At 40.8% G+C, this 21,420-nt stretch carries 16 protein-coding genes and 1 pseudogene; all 17 read left to right on the plus strand.

Annotated elements, in window-relative coordinates:
• Position 1 precedes the first annotated feature (1 nt).
• A complete protein-coding gene (gene scyC / locus DSM106972_RS25600) occupies positions 2–973 on the plus strand; it encodes a scytonemin biosynthesis cyclase/decarboxylase ScyC (RefSeq protein ID WP_127083361.1) in 972 nt (323 codons plus the stop codon).
• Between the two features lie 105 nt (positions 974–1,078).
• The gene (locus DSM106972_RS25605) at positions 1,079–2,212 is read left to right on the plus strand and encodes a ScyD/ScyE family protein (RefSeq protein ID WP_127083362.1); all 1,134 of its coding nucleotides are present in this window, start codon (positions 1,079–1,081) and stop codon (positions 2,210–2,212) included.
• 44 nt (positions 2,213–2,256) lie between these two features.
• Positions 2,257–3,642, plus strand: a complete 1,386-nt coding sequence (locus DSM106972_RS25610) for a ScyD/ScyE family protein (RefSeq protein ID WP_127083363.1) — start codon at positions 2,257–2,259, stop codon at positions 3,640–3,642.
• A gap of 101 nt (positions 3,643–3,743) precedes the next feature.
• Entirely contained in the window at positions 3,744–4,958 is a 1,215-nt protein-coding gene (gene scyF, locus DSM106972_RS25615) for a scytonemin biosynthesis PEP-CTERM protein ScyF (protein WP_127083364.1), read from the plus strand.
• An 89-nt stretch (positions 4,959–5,047) separates the two neighbouring features.
• Positions 5,048–5,755 carry an EboA family metabolite traffic protein gene (locus tag DSM106972_RS25620; protein WP_127083365.1) on the plus strand — a complete coding sequence of 236 codons (708 nt, stop codon included), beginning with the start codon at positions 5,048–5,050 and terminating at the stop codon, positions 5,753–5,755.
• A gap of 5 nt (positions 5,756–5,760) precedes the next feature.
• On the plus strand, positions 5,761–6,663 hold the full coding sequence (locus DSM106972_RS25625) for a TatD family hydrolase (RefSeq protein ID WP_233787280.1): 903 nt from the start codon (positions 5,761–5,763) through the stop codon (positions 6,661–6,663).
• Between the two features lie 106 nt (positions 6,664–6,769).
• Positions 6,770–7,738 (plus strand): UbiA-like protein EboC, encoded by a 969-nt coding sequence (eboC, locus tag DSM106972_RS25630; RefSeq protein ID WP_325052216.1) that lies wholly within the window; start codon positions 6,770–6,772, stop codon positions 7,736–7,738.
• A 111-nt stretch (positions 7,739–7,849) separates the two neighbouring features.
• Complete coding sequence (locus DSM106972_RS25635) at positions 7,850–9,121, plus strand: glycosyltransferase family 4 protein (protein WP_127083366.1); 1,272 nt, start codon at positions 7,850–7,852, stop codon at positions 9,119–9,121.
• A gap of 92 nt (positions 9,122–9,213) precedes the next feature.
• Positions 9,214–10,041 (plus strand): prephenate dehydrogenase/arogenate dehydrogenase family protein, encoded by an 828-nt coding sequence (locus DSM106972_RS25640; protein ID WP_127083367.1) that lies wholly within the window; start codon positions 9,214–9,216, stop codon positions 10,039–10,041.
• 9 nt (positions 10,042–10,050) lie between these two features.
• On the plus strand, positions 10,051–11,244 hold the full coding sequence (locus tag DSM106972_RS25645) for a 3-dehydroquinate synthase (protein ID WP_127083368.1): 1,194 nt from the start codon (positions 10,051–10,053) through the stop codon (positions 11,242–11,244).
• Positions 11,245–11,365: 121 nt separating this feature from the next.
• Complete coding sequence (gene eboE / locus DSM106972_RS25650) at positions 11,366–12,568, plus strand: metabolite traffic protein EboE (protein ID WP_127083369.1); 1,203 nt, start codon at positions 11,366–11,368, stop codon at positions 12,566–12,568.
• Positions 12,569–12,909: 341 nt separating this feature from the next.
• Positions 12,910–15,108: an anthranilate synthase gene (locus DSM106972_RS25655; protein ID WP_127083370.1), complete on the plus strand. Its 2,199-nt coding sequence runs from the start codon at positions 12,910–12,912 to the stop codon at positions 15,106–15,108.
• A gap of 53 nt (positions 15,109–15,161) precedes the next feature.
• Entirely contained in the window at positions 15,162–16,004 is an 843-nt protein-coding gene (trpC, locus tag DSM106972_RS25660; RefSeq protein ID WP_127083371.1) for an indole-3-glycerol phosphate synthase TrpC, read from the plus strand.
• On the plus strand, positions 15,991–16,806 hold the full coding sequence (gene trpA / locus DSM106972_RS25665; RefSeq protein WP_127083372.1) for a tryptophan synthase subunit alpha: 816 nt from the start codon (positions 15,991–15,993) through the stop codon (positions 16,804–16,806). The genes trpC and trpA overlap by 14 nt, the downstream gene beginning before the upstream one ends.
• Before the next feature lie 174 nt (positions 16,807–16,980).
• Positions 16,981–18,207, plus strand: coding sequence for a tryptophan synthase subunit beta (gene trpB, locus DSM106972_RS25670; RefSeq protein ID WP_411675336.1), 1,227 nt, complete (start codon positions 16,981–16,983; stop codon positions 18,205–18,207).
• A gap of 258 nt (positions 18,208–18,465) precedes the next feature.
• Positions 18,466–19,533, plus strand: a complete 1,068-nt coding sequence (gene aroF, locus DSM106972_RS25675; RefSeq protein ID WP_127083373.1) for a 3-deoxy-7-phosphoheptulonate synthase — start codon at positions 18,466–18,468, stop codon at positions 19,531–19,533.
• Positions 19,534–20,256: 723 nt separating this feature from the next.
• A pseudogene (locus tag DSM106972_RS52250) lies at positions 20,257–21,420 on the plus strand (hypothetical protein); the annotation flags it as partial.

Genomic DNA, 21,420 nt, shown 5'->3' on the forward strand with positions numbered 1-21,420 from the left:
CATGGAAAAAAACACATTTGCGACATCAGCTTATATTGCGACCTCACCCGATACAGCATTCGACTATCTTTGTAGTCTTAAAAATTTGGATGAGTGGACGCTATATAGCCGAATGACAGAACAAGTTGATGAAAATACCTGGATGGGAACAGCTTCTGGGTATCACAAACCCTTGTACTATCATGTGAAGAAACTAGAGCATCCTTTTTTCTACGGTATTGAATGGCACTGTGGACTTGAATATCAAAAATATTATCAAGTTTACCCTGTTCTTCTTTTTCCTAGTGATTACATCGAACCGGGAACCGATGAAAAAGGTGTTTACTTTCATTGGTTGAGTTTTGTTGACCCAAAACGACAAACTCAAATGATTATGCAAGGTATTCATACTGTACATACCTCTGAATGTCGCTCGCTCAAAGGTCATTTAGAACGTAAAACTGGTTTAAGCGGCGCCGCCAAAGGTAAGTACTATATAGATACTGACACCATTTATGTTGATGCTCCTATTGAAGTTGGGGTTGAATATTTATCTGACCTCAATAATATGAATGACTGGGCACACTTGCTAAGACCAGATGGGGAAGTTTCTACTTTTGAAGGTAATTATCTTGATGAGTACGACCAGAAAGTAAAAGCTACCTTGCGAGTTCAACCTACTAGCAAATGGTATTTGGTCGAGCATGAATTCTTTTATCCAGAGCAAAACTTTTATCAGCGCTGTCCTAGCATGTTGATACCAGCATCTTATGCTTTTGGTGACCCAGAGGCACCTGGTTTTATTCTACACCGTATCGCATTTTGGAAACACGGCGAACAATTACCTCACGGTAAACTTCAAATTGAAGACTTTGGCGCCGAAAGTATGAATATTAAGCGTTTAACTGAAGCTAAAGCTGGTAATTTAGATGCGTTTAACCGTGGTCAAAGTTATATTCCAGTTGCAAAGCGAGAGTTAGCAACAGTTGGGTAGGGTGGCATCAGCCACCTTACTGATAAATACACTCTTGTTACAGAGCTATACGCTTTGTAACTTTTATCTGTAAGGTGCTTTATTCCTTAAAAGTAATATTTACATATGATTCAAGAACTTACAAAAACACAGTTTACAGTACTTGCTGATAATCTTGACAATCCGAAGGGTCTTTGTTTTAGTCCCGATGGTAATCTTTATGTAACAGAAGCAGGAATAGGAGGTAATGGAATTTCCATACCCGCAGCAAGTGGTCAAGGTAATTTACATTATGGTACAACAGGCGCCGTTACAAAAATTGAAATTGGTAGCCAAAATAGTAAACCTCAACGTGTAATTACGGGACTACCTTCTGTTGCATTTGCAGATGGAACTGGAGCAGCGGGCCCTCACAGTATTAAATTTGATTCTAATGGTTTAGCTTATGTTTTACTTGGCTATGCTGCGAATCCGGAGTTCCGCCATGTATTAGGTAATACCGAGCTGGGCAAAATTGTCAAAGTTGATTTTAATACAAATTCTTGGAGTTCCATTGCTGACATTGCTGACTACGAACTCCTAAACAACCCAGATGGAAATGATATAGTTAGCAATCCTTTAGCTTTTATTATTGATGAAGAAGAAACTTTACAGAATCTTCTTATTGCGGATGCGGGTGGTAATGATATACTCAGTGTAAGCACTGAAGGAAGTGATCTTAAGGCAAAAGCCGTACTTCCGCAACAAGTATTAACTAATCCAATCTTTCCAGGTTCTGGCGCCCTAAATTTTGACAAGGGACACACACCACCTCCCGGTGCTTATAGTGATGCGCGACCATCGCAAATAAAAATAGCACCAGTCCCTACAAGTATTGTCAAAGGCCTTGATAAAGCTTATTACATCAGCACATTCACTGGTTTTCCTTTTCCTGAAGGTGAAGCAAAAATCTATCGTATTGATGCTGACGGACAAATAACAGTCTTTGCGGATGGCTTTACACAACTGATTGATTTAGCTTTTGATGCCGAAGGTAATTTATACGCTTTACAGCATATGAATCAATCAGGCTGGAAAGGAAAAATTGAAGGCTCACTAATAAAAATAGCACCCGATGGTACTCGCACAACTCTTTTAAGTGGTGAAGGGTTAGAGGCGCCTGCTGGTTTGGTGATTGGTTCTGATAATGCCTTTTATTTAATAAATCGAGGTGGGCGTCCAGGTGTTGGGCAAGTCATCCGCATTGAAATAAAGCACTGAAGTGCTTAGTACGGTACGAGTATCCAATATTTAATTTACAAAACATGAAACTCAAGCATTTTACTCTTACATTTCTTACTCTTTGTGTGGCTGGATTAGCCGTACCAAAAACAGCACAAGCAGCATCACTTTCGGTATTAGCTAGCGGTTTAGATAATCCACGTGGTACTGCATATGGTCCAGATGGCAGTCTGTATATAACCGAAACTGGTCGTGGTGGTGACGGAGCAGACGGTAGATGTATTCCATCTCCTAGCGCGCAATATATTCCTTTATGTGCTGGTAACACTGGTAGCTTAATCAGAATTACACCCGATGGTCAGAGACAGACAGTAATCGACAATCTTCCATCTTTGGCATTAACACCTTCTGGAGAACAAGGTGCTGGACCTGCGGACATCAAATTTGATGCTAAAGGCAACGCTTATCTTTTAATGGGTGTAGCGGGTAACCCAACAAGCCGTGATACTGTGTTAGGAACACCTGAACTAGGAAAACTATTCAAAGTAGACTTAAACACCAAGTCCCTAACAAGTCTTGCTGACCTTGCGTTGTATGAAACCCAAAATAATACCGATGGCACTGACTTAATTAGCAATCCATATTCTTTTGAAATTATGGGTGATATTGCTTATGTAATTGATGGTGGTGCAAACACGATTTCAAAAGTAGGACTTGATGGTAGCGGTATTAAACAAGTAGTTGCGTTCCCTGTTCTACAAACAGACCCAAGTAAACTCGAATTTCCATCAATGCCACCAGCTGGAGAAATACCTGGAGGAGAAAATATTCCAGGGGGTGGATTACCTGCACCTGGAACTGGAGTGACAGCAGTACAAGATTTCCCAATCACATTCCAATCAGTACCTACTGCCATTACAACTGCTCCTGATGGAACATTAACAGTAGCAGAATATAGTTATTTCCCTTACCCAGAAAACGAAGCACGTATCTTTAGCGTTGACCCTAATACTCTAGAAATTAAACAAATCGCTGATGGTTTTACACAGTTAACTGGTGTGTCATACGATGCAGAGGGTAATTTATATGCTCTGCAACACATCAATACTTCTGAGTGGAAAGAAATTCTGCAAGGTGGTGTCGTTGTTGGTGATATCAGTGGTTCTCTAATCAAAATTGGCAAAGACGGTACACGCGAAACTATTTGGACTGGAAATGGACTTGAGGCAGCTTCTGGTATCACCCTTGCTCCCGATGGTAGTTTCATCATTGCCAACCGCGCACGACTAGCAGATACCGGGGAAATTATCAGAATTGATCCTAAAGCTCCTGGTGACAATAAGAAAGTTCCTGAACCTGCTTCTGTTCTAGGGTTAATTGCATTTAGCGCACTAGCAACCAAATTTCGCAAACGCAAACAGCAAGAAGAATTAGGCGAAGAGTTGCTAGCAAAAGTAGAGACGCTTTAATTTTTTACTCCTCACACTGTTCGCATGAAAAAGTTCCCAGACTAGATCGGGAACCAAGTTAACCAAAGAAAGAGTATACCTTACAAAACCGAGTATTGACTATGGGATTAGTAAAAAATCTGTCTCTTACAATTGCCAGTACTGGATGCATGTTCCTAGCAGCAACCAGCCAAGCGTCCGCTGTTTCATTAAGCTTCAACAGTCAAATTGGTTCACCCGGCTTTGGACCACCAGTTGGCGCCCCTGGTGAACTATTTGTTCCTCAAGGTATCGCGGTACAAGACTCAACCAATCAGATTTTTGTAGCCAACGGTCGAGGTGTAAACCAAGACGGTAGCTTTAACCCAGCCCTAGGTAATCGTATCGAAGTATATGATCCTCAAGGCAACCATTTGAGAGCAATCAGTTTTGGTAGCCAACAAAAAGGTCCAGGTTTAGATCAAACAGCTGACCTTAAATTTCATCCAGTAACTGGCGAACTGCACATGGGTGACGTTTATAACAGCGAAATCGATGTATACAACCCCAACACAGGTGAGTATGTAAGGTCTTACGGCTCATTTAGTGGTCCAGTAGCAGACAGACTCTTTTTTGGACCTGGAGGTATGCAATTCGATAAGAATAATAATTTGTACGTCACCGATTTTAGCGGAGACGTAATCAAAAAATATGACGGCACCACTGGCGAACTAATCAGAACTTTTGGCAGTAATGGTACTGAACTCGGACAGTTTCAAGGACCTGCGGGCTTAAATATATCCCAAAATACTGGCAATATTTATGTAACCGACCAGTACAATAACCGAGTTCAGGTATTCAATCCAGAAGGTACACCTCTATTTGCTTTTGGTACTAAAGGTTCTGAACCAGGACAGTTAAGTGAGGCAATTGGTATTGAATTAGACGAGTTCGACAATATTTACGTCGCTGATTCAGTTAATAGCCGTGTTCAAGTGTTTGATAAAGATGGAAATTTCTTAACTGCGTATGGCGAACCCGCTCGCAACGCTGATGGTCAAGTTGTACCACCTCCTGCGTTCGGAGGCCCTCCATTTGGTAACCCCCCCGACCTTACACCTGGTGTGTTTAACTGGACTGGTGGCGCCCACTATGACAGAGGAAAGCTTTACGTTGGTGACTTCTTCCAAGGTCGCGTTCAAGTATTGAATGTTGACAAAGGTAGCACAAAAGTACCGGAGCCAGGTGCATTAGTTGGCTTTGGGTTGCTTGGACTTGCTGCTACTAAGTCAATAATCAAGCGTCGGCGCCAGCGTAAGTTGGGTGAAGATTTACTTGCAAAAGTGGAATTAGTCTAATTGATCCCCCCCAACCCCCCGCTCTAAAAGGGAGGTTGGGGGATCAAATCCTAAATATAAATCATGTTCTTAATCGCAAGTTAATAATTATGTTAGCTACAATTGATTCAAACATAAATAACATTGTTGTCGCTAACCTTTTACAAACTTGGTTAGCCGCGCGAGTTAGCACAGAAGCAATTAATTGGCTTGAGGCAAAATCTAATGCAATTAAATCAGGCGCCGAAGTAAGTATATTCTATGCTGCATTTAGCGCAGTGCCACGTTATACAGGTAAGCAAGATTTAAATTTAACAAGTGAAGAATTAGAAGCGGCTTCAAATGTACACAAGGGTTGGTTTCCAAGCAATTGGAGTATAGACCAAGCGGCACGGACAATACTAGTATTATCTTTACCATACAGCAATCAAAAGCAATATTTACATATATTAGAGCAATTATTTAATGCTGCTGATGTTGGTGAACTTGTTGCTTTATACCAAGCTTTACCACTGTTACCTTATCCTGGACGACTACAAAAGCGTGCGGCAGAAGGTGTTCGTAGTAATATGACTGCTGTATTTAATGCTGTGGCTTTGAATAATCCTTATCCAAGTGAGTATTTCGATAATCAAGCTTGGAATCAAATGGTGTTGAAAGCTCTATTTGTAGGTAGTCCTTTATCTCAAATTCAGGGTTTAGAACGACGTGCAAATTCTCAACTTGCACAAATGTTAAATGATTATGCTAGCGAGCGTCAAGCTGCAAAACGTACTGTGGCGCCAGAACTTTGGCAATTAGTAGAAAAATGTAAGTAAGATTTATGATGTATATTGACCCTCACATTCACATGAGTTCGCGCACTACCGATGATTACGAGCGGATGCGTGATGCTGGTATTGTTGCTGTTATTGAACCCGCATTTTGGTTCGGGCAACCGCGTACTAATATTGGTTCGTTTCAAGATTACTTAAGTAGTTTAGTAGGTTGGGAAAGGTTTCGAGCTTCGCAGTTTGGCATTAAACATTATTGCACTATTGGTTTAAATTCTAAAGAAGCTAATAATGAAGCTCTTGCCGAGCAAGTTATGGAGCTTTTACCGCTATATGCTTGTAAAGAGGGTGTGGTAGCAATTGGCGAAATTGGCTACGACGATATGACACCTGCTGAAGATAAGTATTTTCGTCAACAGCTTGAGTTAGCAAGAATGCTTGATATGTTGGTGTTAATTCATACACCACATAGAAATAAGAAAGAAGGTACAAACTACAGTATGGATGTTTGTATCGAACATGGTTTAGACCCTACGCGCGTAATTGTTGACCATAATAATGAAGAAACTGTACAGTCAGTACTTGATAGAGGTTTTTGGGCAGCGTTTACTATTTACCCGCATACAAAAATGGGTAATGCGCGTATGGTTGAAATTGTTCGTGAGTATGGATGTGAGCGCATTATTGTTGATAGCAGCGCTGACTGGGGTGTAAGTGACCCTCTCGCTGTTCCTAAGACTGCTGCGTTAATGCGCGAACGCGGTATACCTGAAAGTCATATTGGCGCCGTTTGTTATGAGAATGCTTTGAAAGCGTATGGGCAAAGTGGGCAGTTTAATGAGTCTGATTGGGTTAATCCGTTGCCTATTGACCAACGTCAACTGTTTCAAGGTAATTCGGTATTGCGGGGGCAGAAACCTGTTGTTGACCGTGAACTCGCGTTGATTGAATAAACAGCTTTTGAAATGGTCTTGTGGAACGTGGAACAGGCATCCTTGCCTGTGTAATCTTTACCAACCTCCACAAGATGAAAAATTTAGTTTACTAAGGCGGGCAGGGATGCCCGCTCCACAAGAAGATAATCAAATTTTTATTAATATGACTATTACTGTTGGTGGAACTAATCGTGTTTGGGCTTATTTGCAGTTGATGCGACCTGCTAATGTTATTACTGCATGGGCTGATATACTCGCTGGGGTTGCTGCTTCTGGGTTTATTACTACATTTTATGAAGAAGTTGAACAAGGAGTAATACTAAGTAATTTTCTACCTTTGGGGTATTTACTTATTGCTACTAGTTGCTTATATAGTGGTGGTGTTGTGTTAAACGACGCTTTCGATGCTAGTTTGGATGCACTTGAACGACCTGAGCGTCCTATACCCAGCGGTAGAGCTTCACATCAAGGCGCCTTTCTTGTTGGTGGCTCACTATTGTGTGTAGGTATTCTATTTGCTTGTTTGGTTTCTTTGTCAAGTGCTATTTTAGCTGCGTCTACCGCAATTGCTGCTGTTCTGTACGATGCTTTTGGTAAACATCATCCGTTTTTGGGTCCTCTCAATATGGGTGTATGTCGAGGTGCGAATTTACTACTTGGTGTCAGCATAGTATCAGGAATGGTTAGTAACTATTGGTTTTTAGCTTTAATTCCAATTACTTATATCGCTGCCATTACCAACTTAAGTCGAGGTGAGGTTACAGGTGGTAGCACAGCTAACTCGGTTATTAGTATGGTTTTAATGAGTACTGTTTTCGTTGCAATTCTGGGGTTGGGGTTGCTGAAATATAGCTTGCTCGCAGTTTTACCATTCGCTTTGCTTTTGGCAATTAGGGTATTTGTACCTTTAGTTAAGGTACTTAAAGAACCTAGTGCGGCGCAAATTCAGTTGGCTGTACGTGCATGTGTCTTGTCGATGATTGTTTTAAATGCTACATTAAGTACAAGTTTCGCTGGTTTACCATACGGCTTGCTAGTGTTGCTTTTACTGCCAATTTCAATAAAATTAGCAGAAGTGTTTGCGGTAACTTAATAGGAGTATAACTTTGATATTTAAAACTTATTTTCTCAAAAATATAAATAATTCGGATTGTACATTCCAATTATTTTAACTATCTAGTTCTCTTCACAAAGATTCTGTCCCATGCATATTCTGATTTATTCCTACAACTACTATCCTGAACCAATTGGTATAGCTCCACTAATGACCGAGTTGGCAGAGGGGTTAGTGGAACGGGGACATGAAGTACGAGTCATTACAGGAATGCCAAATTACCCTGAGCGAGAAATTTACGAAGGGTATAAAAATAAATGGTACGTTACAGAAAAAAAGAATGGTGTAACGATTCAGCGCTGTTTTCTGCGAATTAAATCAAAACCTAATTTGTTAGATAGACTTTTACTGGAGTTAAGTTTTGTAGTTAGCAGTTTACCACAAGCACTCAATGGTTGGCGCCCAGATGTAATATTATTAACTGTACCCCCATTATTTGTAACATTGCCTGCTTGTTTTTTAGGTTGGCTTTATAATTGTCCGGTAGTATTGAACGTACAAGATATATTACCAGAAGCAGCCGAGCGAATTGGATTAATTAAAAATAAGTTCATGATTCGCGTTTTATCGGCATTAGAAAAATTTGCTTACAAAAACGCTCATACAATCAGTGTTATTGCAGAAGGGTTTGTAGATAATTTAACTAAAAAAGGTGTAAGCGCAAATAAAATAGCTTGCATATATAACTGGGTAGATATTAATTTTATTCGTCCTTTGCCTAAAGAAAATAAGTTCCGTAGAACTCATAATTTAGAAAATAAGTTTGTTGTACTTTATTCAGGAAATATTGCTTTAACACAGGGTTTAGAAACTGCCATTGCTGCCGCAGCGAAACTGCGTCAAGTTAAAGATATTGTCTTTGTCATAGCTGGTGAAACTAAAGCATTAGAGGAATTGAGAAAATGCTGTTACAAGTACGGCGCCGATAATGTATTGTTATTACCCTTACAGCAGCGTTCTGAACTACCAAGAATGTTAGCAGCAGCAGATGTTGGTTTGATATTGCAAAAACGAAACGTTGTTTGCTTTAATATGCCTTCTAAAATTCCCTTACTGCTAGCAAGTGGGCGCCCTATTATTGCATCAGTTCCCAAATTAGGCACAGCAGCATCATCGATTAAAAAAAGTGGAGGTGGTATAGTTGTGGCGCCTGAGTCACCAAATGCCTTAGCTCATGCGGTGATGGACTTATATAAAAATCCTGCAAAAGCAGCATTATTAGGTGCCAAAGGACGAAAATTTGCTGTTGATAAATACTCGTTTGACAGTGCAATAGCTCAGTACGAAGCTTTGTTTAGTGATGCAGTAGCAAGTAAAGCTGATGAATTAGAAGTTTTACCATTGACTACTACTGATATTTAGAAACCGGGTTTCTTACGATAAGCTACATTTTTAAATATAATCTCTCAACAGAAACCCGGTTTCTCTGCGCCTCTGTCGTGAAGAGTCATACAATGATACATGAAGTTTTTTCTACTTTAACTGCTCGCTCCGGCGCCGACCATAATCTTCCTAAAGTTATCACCATAGTTGGTGGAAATGGTAGAATGGGTAAGTTCTTCAATAACCAATTGACCGCAGCAGGGCATCGAGTAAATATAGTAGGAAGCAATTGGCAAGGCGCCGATAGTTTACTTCCTCAAGCTGATTTAGTATTAATTAGTGTTCCCATAGAATCGACTTGTGAAATAATTGAACGCACGGCTCAATATTTAACACCCCATACAGCTTTAGCTGATATTACTAGCATTAAAATAGAACCTGTTAGAGCAATGCTAGAACATCATTCTGGCGCCGTGATGGGATTACATCCAATGTTTGGACCCAGCGTTGAATCGTTTGCACAACAAAAGGTAGTGGTATGTTCAGGAAGAAATGATGCCGCATTCGATTGGTTATTAAATTTAATGCGAAATCAGCAAGCGGAACTAATATTTTCTACACCAGAAGAACACGACCAAATGATGGTGATGATTCAAGCGACACGGCATTTTTGCCGTTTAACTCAAGCTGTATATTTGGCGCAAGAAAAAATCGATATAGACAAAAGTTTATCAATGTCAAGTCCTGTCTATCGTCAAGAAATTGATATTCTCAAACGTTTGCTCAATCAAAACCCGCAATTATGTATTGATATTATGCTTGCTACTGAAGAGCGATGTCAAGCCATTAAATCGCTTGCCGATACTTATAACCGTTTAGCGCGACTAATAGAAAAAAAAGACCGCGAAGAGTTAATTAAAGAAATTGAATCCACTCAAAACTTTTTTAGTAAACAATAGAGAAAGAAAATGGTAGTAGATGTTAGACCAAAAAATATACTGAGCTTACAACCAATTCAGCAGCGTGTTGCGGTTAGCTTTGACTATCCAGTGCATTTTACCACAGGATTATTTCACCTGCGAAATTCTTTACTTGCACGTGTTATAGCTGGTGATGAAATTAAACCTAAAAAAGTTATCATCATTATTGATGATGGTTTATTAGAGTGCCACAAAGGATTAATATCTCAAATTAATATATACGCGAAACGTTACGCCAGCATTATGACACTAATGGCGAAACCAATGGTTGTCCCTGGTGGTGAAGCCGCGAAAAACGATACTAAGTTAATAGACCAAGTTCATGGTTTGATTAATGATGTCGGATTGTGTCGTCACTCATATATATTAGCTATTGGTGGCGGCGCCGTTCTAGATATGGTTGGATATGCAGCTGCTACAGCACATCGCGGTATTCGTCTCATTCGTATTCCAACCACTGTGCTTGCCCAAAATGATTCGGGTGTTGGTGTCAAGAACAGCGTTAACGCATTTGGGAAAAAGAACTTTTATGGTACATTTGCACCGCCATATGCAGTATTAAACGACTTTAGTTTTTTGACAACTTTAGGAGATGCAGATTGGCGTTCGGGTGTTGCTGAAGCTATCAAAGTCGCTTTAATTAAAGATGGTGAGTTTTTTGATTTAATAGCAATGAACGCTCATAAAATTGCAAATCGTGATATGGGCGCCATGCAATCAGTTATTTACCGATGCGCGCAATTACATCTAAATCATATTGCCACAAGTGGTGATGCTTTTGAAATGGGTTCATCTCGTCCTTTAGATTTTGGACATTGGGCAGCACACAAACTTGAACAACTCACACATTACAATTTGCGTCATGGTGAAGCTGTTGCCATTGGTATTGCACTAGATAGTACTTACTCGTACTTACTTGACTTACTTCCTCGTAAAGATTGGCAGCAAATAATAAATACGCTCAAGGTATTAGGTTTTACCTTATACGTTCCTGAACTTAGCGAAGAACTATTCAATTTTGAAAACCCACGCTGTATTTTCCGAGGGTTGGAAGAATTTCGCGAGCATCTTGGAGGAAAATTAACTATAACGCTTTTAGAGTCAATAGGTAAAGGTGTTGAGGTTAACGAAGTCAATCTGTCTTTATATAGAGAAGCTGTGAAAGTTTTGAGTGAAGAGTAGTTGGCAACGGATAAGAACGGATGTAACGGATGGTTTAGTTGTTTAACAAACAGCTTATCCGTTGCATCCGTTGCATCCGTTGCATCCGTTACATCCGTTACATCCGTTGCAAAGATTATATATGAAACTAAATAACTATCACCTCACCTATTGCACAAACATTCATCCAGGTGAACATTGGCATGAAGTATTTGCCAATTTACAGCAGTACATACCCGAATTAAAAGCGCAACTTGGCTGGGATAAACCTTTTGGTATCGGTTTACGATTAGCGAATGTTGCAACGCACGAGTTATTAGAGTCCGGCGCCTTAGCAAATTTCCAAGCTTGGTTACAAGAAAATGATTTGTATGTATTTACCCTAAATGGCTTTCCTTACGGTGGTTTTCACTTCTCGGTTGTGAAAGACAAAGTTTATGCGCCAGATTGGACGAAACCTGAAAGGCTCGAATATACATTAAGATTAGCAAGAATTTTGGCGCCGCTACTGCCAGATGGAGTTGAAGGAAGCATTTCGACGCTACCACTTTCGTATAAACCTTGGTTTAAGAATAATAAATCAGATTTATCATCGGTAACGGTAAGTGCAACAGAGAATCTTGTGCAAGTTGTCGCGGAACTAGTTCGCATCAAGGAAGCAACTGGAAAAATATTGCATCTAGGTTTGGAGCCAGAGCCAGATGGCTTAATTGAAAACGCCGCAGAAGTTGTTCAGTATTTTAAAGAGTATTTGATACCTATTGGAAGTTCATACTTAGCAAAAGAATTGCAAATTTCCGAATCTGATGCAAAAACACTTGTACTTGAGCACGTGCGGATATGTTATGATACATGCCATTTTGCTGTTGAATACGAAAATCCTGTTTCTGTTGTAAAGCAGTTTGAGGAAGAAGGTATAAAAATTAGCAAAATCCAAATTAGTGCGGCATTACAGGTTAATTTACCAAAGGATGTTGAGCAAAGAAGTACGTTAAAACAGAAGTTACAAACCTTTGCGGAGTCTACGTATCTACATCAGGCAATCGCACGAAAAGCTGATGGTCAAATGGGTCATTACTCCGATTTAGATGTAGCTTTAGCAGATTTTGAAGGTGCCGAGGAATGGCGGGTACACTTCCATGTGCCAATTTTCGTTCGCGATTATGAAGGTTTGCAATCGACTCAAGATGATATTATTGACGTTCTGGAGCTATTAAAAAAAGATAATTTTTGCACCCATCTAGAGATAGAGACTTACACATGGGAAGTTTTACCATCGAGTATGAAGTTAGATTTGTTAGCTTCGATTAGACGGGAATACGAATGGATATTAAGCTTTTTATAAGTGTAGATTAAAATTGAATATCTTTTTCTTTCTCTTTTTTGATCTCTAACTTTAGGAAGAAGCTAAATTTTCTTGATGTAGCGCCAAAAAATTTCAAAATATTATTTGCAGAATTATCGAAAAAACTGGTACATCTAGCAAAAAAATGTTCATAAAATAGGCGTAAGGAATTTAGCGATATTGAACTAATATGAAATAGCGATTAAACATTTCATTTTGTAGCTGTAAAGGCGCAGTAAAGAGCGTTTCTACAATCCAAAATTTACGAATGATTTAGAAATGCTATAGTTATTTAAATCTAAATATTTGAATGACGAATAACTAATCTCAAAACATTGCTCATGACTGATAATTACTCCTATGTAACAGAAGGTGGTGTTCGCGTCTCACGCTGCATTACCGAGGTTAAAATGGATACTGCACTAGACGATATACTATTTCGTTTAGATTCGCAGCGTGGCGGATTGCTGAATAGTAGTTATGAATACCCAGGTCGATATCGACGATGGGCGATTGGCTTTGTAAATCCACCCTTGGAATTAGCGACACGAGAAAAAAGTTTTACGTTTACAGCGCTTAACGAGCGAGGTCAAGTTTTCATCCCGCTACTTTACGAACATTTGTCAGCGCATGAGCAGTTGTGCGAAGTTGTTCAAAGTCATAACTGTATTACTGGAAATATAAAGGCTGCTACTGAAACGTTTACAGAAGAAGAACGCAGTAAGCAACCCTCGGCGTTTAGTGTGGTTCGCGAGATTTTACATGTCTTGGCTAGTGATGATGACGAACATTTGGGGCTTTACGGCGCCTTTGGTTATGATTTAGTTTTTCAGTTTGAACCAATCGAGCAAACCTTGCAACGTCCAGATGACCAGCGCGATTTGGTACTATATTTGCCTGATGAGCTTGTAGTAGTTGATTATTACCAGCAGAAAGCGTACCGGGTAGAATACGAATTTGAAGTCAACGGGTGTAGTACAAATACTTTAGCGCGAGTCGGTGAATCAATTAATTATCGGGGTAAAAATACTCCAGTCACTTCCAAGGCAGACCACGCACCAGGAGAATATGCTTCTTTAGTAACAGTCGCGCTCGATTATTTTAAACGTGGCGATTTGTTTGAAGTTGTTCCAAGTCAAAGTTTCTTTGAAAGTTGTGATGAGTTGCCAAGCAAGTTATTTCAAACTTTAAGGCAAATTAATCCTAGTCCTTACGGATTTCTATTTAACCTTGGTGGTGAATTTTTAATTGGCGCCTCTCCAGAAATGTTCGTGCGAGTTGAAGGTAGGCGCGTCGAAACTTGTCCAATAAGTGGAACTATTACACGCGGGCAAGATGCGATGGACGATGCCGACCAGATTCGTCAACTGCTCAACTCATATAAAGATGAGTCAGAGTTAACGATGTGTACCGATGTTGACCGTAATGATAAATCACGTATTTGTGAACCAGGTTCAGTACGAGTTATCGGTCGGCGCCAAATTGAATTGTATAGTCATTTAATTCACACCGTAGACCATGTTGAAGGCATATTACGTCCAGAGTTTGACGCTTTAGACGCATTTTTGACGCATACATGGGCTGTAACTGTAACAGGTGCCCCAAAACGTTGGGCAATGCAATTTATTGAACAGCACGAACGTAGCGCTAGACGTTGGTATGGTGGTGCTGTTGGTTGGTTAAGCTTTAACGGTAATTTCAATACCGGGTTAATTTTGCGAACAATTCGATTAAAAGATACTGTTGCAGAAGTTAGAGTTGGCGCCACAGTACTCTACGACTCAATTCCACAGGCAGAAGAACAGGAGACAATTACAAAAGCGGCAGCATTATTTGAAACAATTCGCCGCAGTAAGCACGTAGAAGAGATAGTAAAAATTAAATCTAGTTTTAACGTAATCGACACTATACCCGATGTTGAACCCGGAAAACACATTTTACTTATAGACCACGAAGACTCGTTCGTTCATACTCTTGCTAACTATATTCGCTCCTGCGGCGCCACAGTTAAAACCTTAAGACACGGGTTTTCGGAATCGGTCTTTGATGATGAACGTCCTGATTTAGTGGTATTATCTCCTGGACCTGGTAGACCAAAAGATTTCAAGGTTCCAGAAACAGTACATGCCTGTGTTAAACGTAATATTCCCATATTTGGTGTATGCTTAGGTTTGCAAGGCATAGTTGAAGCATTTGGTGGTGAGCTAAATGTTCTTGACTACCCGCAACATGGCAAACCATCGCAACTTATAGTCACAGATAGCAACAGCGTACTGTTTAAAGGTTTACCCGAAACTTTCCCCGTCGGTCGTTATCACTCGTTATACGCTAACCCAGAAAAATTACCATCCCAACTCAAGGTAACAGCTATAACTGAAGACGAAGTAATTATGGGAATTGAACATCAATCATTACCCATAGCAGCAGTGCAATTTCATCCTGAGTCAATTATGACTTTAACAGGAAATATTGGTTTAGCAATAATTAAAAATGTAGTTGCTAAATATACACAATACGACAAGCTCATACTTAACACATAAAACGGTACGGTGGGCTTCGGCCCAGCCAAAACGACGAATAAATAGAAGCATCCATGCCAAAATCACAATCAGTCACTCGTCATATTCTTGAAGAAATTGTGCTGCATAAGACAAAAGAAGTCGCACAAATGGAAGAAGAACTGCCATTAACTTCTTTACAGCAGCAATTAAATCAATCTTCACCAGTAAATAATTTTTTGCAGGCACTACAGCAAAGTCCTTATCACCCAAGTTTAATTGCAGAAGTAAAAAAAGCTTCTCCAAGTAAAGGAGTAATTAGAGAAGACTTTGATGCAGTTGAGATAGCGCGCGCTTATGAAGATAATGGCGCAGCTTGCATATCTGTGCTAACTGATGAGAAGTTTTTTCAAGGTAGTTTTGATAATCTTCGCAAAGTTCGTTCAGCGGTCAAACTACCTCTACTATGTAAAGAATTTATTATCAAACCCTATCAAATATATCTAGCACGAAATAATGGCGCCGATGCTGTATTGCTAATTGCGGCAATACTAAGTGATTCTCAACTTCAGTCATTTCTAGAAACAATTCATAGTTTAGGAATGACAGCTTTAGTAGAAGTTCACACTTTAGAGGAACTCGACCGAGTACTTAAACTTGATGGTGTGTCTTTAGTCGGTATTAACAACCGTAATCTCGAAAATTTTAACTTAGACATTCATGTTACTGAACAATTATTAATGCAGCGACAGCAACAAATTCAAGATTTAAATATAACTATTGTTAGTGAGTCTGGGATATATACATCCGAAGATTTAAGCTTCGTGAAAAAGGCAGGTGCCAGAGCCGTCTTAGTCGGAGAATCACTAGTCAAAAAACCTGATATCAAACAAGCAGTACGTCATCTCTTAGGTAACACATCAAATGATAATATCTAATCGCTTTCAAGCTTTACGGAATCGTAACCAATGTGCGCTAATACCCTTTATTACAGCATCAGACCCTGATATAGCCACCACTGCAAAAGCGCTTCAACTTTTAGACAGTAATGGTGCTGATTTTATTGAATTAGGTGTTCCCTATTCTGACCCATTAGCAGATGGTCCGGTTATTCAAGCTGCTGCGACTCGCGCACTTTTACAAGGAACAAAATTAGAAGATGTCTTGAAAATGTTAGCAGAAGTAACTCCTAACTTGCAGGCGCCAATCATTTTGTTCACATATTACAACCCCATTCTCAACCTTGGGACTGAGACATTTTTACAAGAAATAGCTAAAGTAGGAGTTAAAGGATTAGTCGTTCCCGATTTACCTCTAGAAGAATCTTCACCTTTAATTGAAGCTGCAACAAAATTTGGAATCGAAGTAATTTTACTTGTGGCGCCGACAAGCTCAAAAGATAGAATTGAAGCAATAGCTCATTCCTCACAAGGATTTATATATCTAGTCAGCTTGACAGGTGTAACAGGTATGCGCTCTCAAATCCAAGAGCGAGTAAAAGATTTAATTATAGAAATGCGAGATATTACAGACAAACCAATTGGTGTAGGTTTTGGAATATCAAGCCCAGAACAAGCTAAACAAGTACGTGAATGGGGAGCAGATGCAGTAATTGTAGGCAGTGCTTTTGTTCAACGCCTTGCTGCTGAAAATGTAGAAGATGGTCTTCAAGCAGTTAAACAATTATGTCAAGAACTAAAAGAAGCTGTTTCTCCATCACTACAAACTGCTTCAAGATAGTAATTAAAACAATCAACTCGTAAACGCGAAGAAAGCAGAAGCTCTTTAATGTGCATTCCTAGAGCTTCTGCTCAATAAAAAGCATAAGCTGAAATTATAGCTTGATAACAGCGAGTATCACCCTCTAATTTCAGTAAAGTTAACAATTGAGGAGGATATCAGATAGTGGTTAGCATTGCCAATATTACAACTACTGATTCAGACACAACACAACGTCCTGGTAAAAATGGTAGGTTTGGTCGATTTGGCGGTAAATATGTACCAGAGACTTTAATGCCTGCACTTGCAGAGCTAGAAACAGCATATTACAACTATTGTAACCAAGCTGACTTTCAAGCAGAACTACAAGGTTTACTTCGTGATTATGTAGGCAGACCTAGCCCATTGTATTTTGCTGAACGTCTGACAGAATACTATGCCCGTCCAGACGGTAGCGGCGCCCAAATTTACTTAAAACGCGAAGATTTAAATCATACAGGCGCCCATAAAATTAATAATGCTTTAGCACAGGTTTTGTTAGCAAAACGCATGGGCAAAAAGCGGATTATTGCAGAAACTGGAGCGGGACAGCATGGAGTTGCAACTGCGACTGTGTGCGCGCGTTTCGGTCTTGAGTGCATCATTTATATGGGTGTTCAAGATATGGAACGTCAAGCATTAAACGTGTTTAGAATGCGTTTGATGGGCGCCGAAGTTCGTCCAGTAGAAGCAGGTACAGGCACTTTAAAAGATGCAACATCAGAAGCAATTCGCGACTGGGTTACAAACGTTGAAACCACTCATTACATATTAGGTTCAGTTGCAGGTCCTCATCCTTACCCAATGATAGTACGTGACTTTCATGTAGTAATTGGTAAAGAAACTCGCGTTCAGTGTCAGGAAAAATGGGGTGGACTGCCCGATATCTTACTTGCTTGTGTAGGAGGTGGTTCCAATGCAATTGGCTTATTTAGCGAATTTGTTGATGAACCAACAGTGCGTATTATCGGTGTCGAAGCAGCAGGTGAAGGAGTTAATACTGATAAACATGCTGCAACTTTAACATACGGACGTGTAGGAGTTTTGCACGGTGCAATGAGTTATTTGTTGCAAGATGATGACGGTCAGGTAATCGAAGCACATTCAATTAGCGCTGGTTTAGATTATCCAGGAGTTGGACCTGAACACAGCTATTTAAAAGACATTGGACGTGCAGAATATTACAGCGTCACCGATAAAGAAGCATTAGCTGCATTCCAACGCTTAGCAAAACTTGAAGGCATTATTCCAGCCTTAGAAACAGCACACGCAATTGCTTACTTAGACAAACTTTGTCCGCAAATTCATGACAATGCGCGCATCGTGATCAACTGCTCTGGCAGAGGTGATAAAGATGTCCAAACTGTTGCAAAAGTCATATAAGACCGAAACCCCCGTAAGGGCGGGTTAACGAAATATCTCGAACATTTTGAGTATATCTCCAAACCCGCCCCAACCAAAATCCAAACCCCCGTAAGGGCGGGTTAACGAAATATCTCGAACATTTTGAGTATATCTCCAAACCCGCCCCAACCAAAATCCAAAACCCCGTAAGGGCGGGTTAACGAAATATCCAGAACATTTTGAGTATATCTCCAAACCCGCCCCAACCAAAATCCAAAACCCAAAACCTAAAATCTTATGTTAGTAGTTCTTAAACCTGGCACTCCAGCAACTGAAATAGACCACATCACAGAAGAAGTTAACCAATCTTTGAACGTTACAATCGAGAAAAGTGTTGGCAAGCATAAAATTGTGCTAGGACTTATTGGTGATACTGCCACAGTTGACCCATTCCACATTCAAAAAATAAGCCCTTGGATTGAACAAGTATTGCATATCGAGAAAGCATTCAAGCGTGCAAGTCGCGAATTTCGTTATGGTGAAGCAAGCGAAGTTATCGTTCCTACTCCCAACGGTGATGTTTACTTTGGTGAAAACCATCCTGTTGTCTTAGTAGCAGGGCCTTGTTCAGTTGAAAACGAAGCGATGATTATTGAAACCGCACGACGAGTCAAAGCTGCAGGAGCTAAGTTTTTACGAGGAGGCGCCTTTAAGCCTCGTACTTCACCATATGCATTCCAAGGACACGGTGAAAGCGCACTGCAATTATTAGATGCAGCACGTAAAGCGACTGGTTTAGGCATTATTACTGAAGTTATGGATACTGCTGACTTAGCAGCTATTAGTAGTGTTGCTGACATTATCCAAGTTGGCGCCCGCAACATGCAGAACTTCTCGCTACTTAAAAAAGTCGGCGCCCAAAATAAGCCTGTGTTGTTAAAACGCGGTTTATCTGCCACTATCGATGAATGGTTAATGTCAGCAGAATATATTCTTGCAGCAGGAAACCCAAATGTAATTTTCTGTGAGCGCGGCATTAGAACATGCGATGATAAATACACCCGCAACGTTTTAGATTTATCAGCAATTCCAGTACTGCGTCAGCTAACACACTTACCAATTATGGTTGACCCCAGTCATGCAACTGGTAAATCAGAATACGTGGCGCCAATGGCAAAAGCAGCTATTGCAGCAGGCGCCGATTCACTAATGATTGAAGTGCATCCAAACCCAGCTAAAGCATTATCTGATGGTCCTCAATCTTTAACTCCCGACAGTTTTGACAAGTTGGTTAAAGAAATTTCAGTTTTTGGTAAAGCTGTTGAGCGTTGGGAAGAAACATCGTTAATGCCAGCATTGGTGTAACAAGTATAAATTAAAATTTATTCATTTCATCTTCCCATAAATGCATTACAAAGAGCCACACCTAATTAAGACAGGTTGTGCTTTTTGTAATGCTTTTTTCTTATTTAATCAAAAAAATAATTTATGTGATAAATTTGCTTTTTTTTGTGATTAGATATTTTAATTGTTAAGACATCTGGTAATATTTATCACATATTTTGTTAATTATTTTAATATTTTTTGTGAATTTATTATTTATGCCTTAAAAAAATTTGTAAGGTACAGTTCAAACATAATCTCTAAAAAATTGATAGGTATATCAAAATATTATTCATTGTAATCGCTATCTATTTATATTAAATTGTTGGTGTGATGGTAACGTATGTTACTATTTAATGTCAATAACTCAACAGTTATTTAGCCAGCTTAAAGAATTACTTGTAAGCTTAATTACGCTACTAACTAATTTTAACTAACTAGCTTTAGTAAACAAGAGACAAAGCTAGGAAGTTACAGAACAAACTTAATTTGTGCGTCTGGATATTAGTGTGTTTTCAAATTTTTCTAACTTGAAATAAAAGGATGAATGTTGTGGCAATAACCGATGGTGTTAGTAACAACAATCAAATACCTGGTGTCAGTTTGACAACTGATTTAGGTGGCGGTGGTAGTTCATTGGGAAGTGGCGGCTTTGGTGGCGGCGGCATGGGCGGCTTCGGAGGTCGTAGCTCCAGTGGCGGCGGCATGGGCGGCTTCGGTGGCGGCGGTTCATCTGGAGGCGGCATGGGCGGCTTCGGTGGCGGCGGTATGGGCGGCGGCGGTATGGGCGGCGGCGGCATGGGCGGCTTCGGAGGCGGCGGTTCATCCGGTGGCGGCATGGGCGGCTTCGGTGGCGGCGGTTCATCCGGTGGCGGCATGGGCGGCTTCGGTGGTGGTAGCTCCAGTGGTGGTGGCGGTAGCACAGGTACCCCAGACTTGAGTCAAAGCCCTTTCGGTCCTTTGCTTGATATACCAGGTGTAGATGGAGCAGAAGATATATTTGGGAATGTAGGTATTCCTGGTCAAAATCCTCTTAGCAACGGTGGTTCCACAGGTGGCAGCAGCACCCCAATAAGTGGTGGTAGCTCATCAGGTGGCGGCTCGACAGGTGGCGGAAGCCCAGTTGGCGGCGGCTCGACAGGTGGCAGTAATCAGTTTGGTGGTAACGCAGCTAGTGGTGCTGCTGGTGTATTTGACCGCTTGGGTAGCAACAACCCATTCGGACCTGGTGGCTCATTTGGAGGCGGCGCATCCGGAGGTGGCGTATCCGGAGGTGGCGCATCCGGAGGCGGCATGGGCGGCGGCATGGGCGGCGGCACGGGCGGCGGCATGGGCGGCGGCATGGGCGGCGGCATGGGCGGCGGCATGGGCGGCGGTGGCGGCGCCTCAATGGGTAGTCCTTTTCAGAATTTAGGTAACCCAAATGCACCTGATAACCCATTCCTACAAGCATTTGCAGGCAGTGGGAACCCTTGGAGAGTATTACAAGATGTAGGAAATCCAGCAGGTAATAACACATCTGGTGGTAGCGGCAACTCTTCAGATGGCGGCAATCCTTTGGCAGGTGGTGGCATCCCAACGCAGCAATCATCCGATATTCCTAGTGGTATAGGTGATTCAACGATGCCAACCTCTAACACTGACACAACCACAGGCAGTGGAACTGTGGACAATAGCGCATTTGCTACTGAGTTAACGAAGAGCATCAAAACCTACCTAGAAAATGGTGGGAGTTACTTAGGAATACCTAGTATGGTAAGCAATGCTGTTACCAGTCAAGTTGGCTCTACAACCGATAGTACAGGTAGCTCCGGTGGTAGCGGTGGAATGGGCGGCTTCGGTGGAGGCGGAAACCCATTTGGCGGTGGC

Origin of the sequence: Dulcicalothrix desertica PCC 7102 (assembly GCF_003991905.1) — a bacterium.
In the GTDB taxonomy this organism is placed as follows: domain Bacteria; phylum Cyanobacteriota; class Cyanobacteriia; order Cyanobacteriales; family Nostocaceae; genus Dulcicalothrix; species Dulcicalothrix desertica.